Genomic DNA, 570 nt, shown 5'->3' on the forward strand with positions numbered 1-570 from the left:
TCTTTGGCGGTGAGGAGGGCGGTGAACTCGACCACACCGGCGCCGTCCCGGACCTGGCCGTCGGCGTCATAGGCGTCCTGCCACGCGTGCTCGGGAACAAGGTGATACAACTCCGGGGTGCTCATCGGCAACGTGAAGCCGATCGAGTACGACAGTCCGCGCCGGGCGAGGAAGCCGAGTAGCTGTTTGGATCCGCCGGCCCCGTCAGTACGGATCAGCACCTTCCGGCCCGGCCTGACAGGGTTGATGCCGGGCACCTGTCCCAGGGCGTGCCGGATGACGGCCTCGTGATCCGATGCGGTGTTGGAGCCGGCATTGCCCGCTCTGAGCAGGCCCGCGACGGGTTCGCCGGTCCCATCGGGGCCGTGGTCGACGAAGGCCAGCAGCGGGTGGAAACCGTAACCCTTCTTGAACGTGGGCCGGGCCTGCTCCTTGTCGGAATGCGATGTCACGAGCGTGGCGTCCAGATCGATGATCACCGGCTTGTCAGCAGTCGCGTCATAGCCGGGGGCCTTGTCGCCCGCCAAGCCCCACACGTGGTCACGGGCCGCAGCTCTGGCCTTCGCCACG

The 570-nt window shown here is 67.5% G+C and carries 1 protein-coding gene; it reads right to left on the reverse strand.

Going from position 1 to position 570, the window contains the following annotated elements; translation table 11 throughout:
- Nucleotides 1-570 (reverse strand): transposase (locus ACTQ49_RS15005; RefSeq protein ID WP_441828637.1); only part of this gene is annotated, 570 nt, incomplete at both ends.

This window comes from Luteococcus sp. Sow4_B9 (assembly GCF_052116585.1).
Taxonomy (GTDB): domain Bacteria; phylum Actinomycetota; class Actinomycetes; order Propionibacteriales; family Propionibacteriaceae; genus Luteococcus.